Origin of the sequence: Oceanobacillus saliphilus, assembly GCF_023522835.1 — a bacterium.
GTDB classification, from domain to species: Bacteria; Bacillota; Bacilli; order Bacillales; family Amphibacillaceae; genus Oceanobacillus; species Oceanobacillus saliphilus.
The window spans coordinates 1-386 of the sequence record NZ_JALCZU010000046.1 but is presented as its reverse complement, the minus strand read 5'-3'; the positions used below and the strand labels follow the sequence as shown (position 1 = coordinate 386).

Sequence of the window (386 nt, the reverse complement as noted above, 5' to 3'; positions counted from 1 at the left end):
TTGAAGAAATTGCATTACATATTTATTTTTTAATAATAACTCCACTTATAGTACCTACCCATATGCCAATGAAACCACTGAACGTAACAAATAATAATCCAATACCTTCCCAACCACCAACAACTTCTATGCTGTAAATAACGATTCCGAGACAAACTAAACTCAATACAATGGAAATTAAAATTAGAGCTTTTCTAGAAATCTTACGAGATATAAAAAAGAAGATAATAGCAACAATAATCCCAATGAGCAATATCGGTGTCCATCCTTCTAACATTAAAGCATCCATTTTGTTCCCCCTTTTCATATTCTTATCAAATACTGGAGCGTTGTTGAATTATCCTGCCCCTATAGTACAATAACTTCTACATAAAATAGAGTTAATC

Annotated in this window: 1 protein-coding gene; it reads right to left on the bottom strand. The window is 31.6% G+C overall.

The window, feature by feature from the left end; genetic code table 11:
- Positions 1 to 22: 22 nt before the first annotated feature.
- Positions 23 to 289: a YesK family protein gene (locus tag MN204_RS20385; protein WP_249872897.1), complete on the bottom strand. Its 267-nt coding sequence runs from the start codon at positions 287 to 289 to the stop codon at positions 23 to 25.
- Positions 290 to 386: the final 97 nt, after the last annotated feature.

Coding starts and splice junctions, on each gene's coding strand:
- MN204_RS20385 (WP_249872897.1), bottom strand. CDS start 289: ATGGATGCTTTAATGTTAGAAGGATGGACACCGATATTGCTCATTGGG.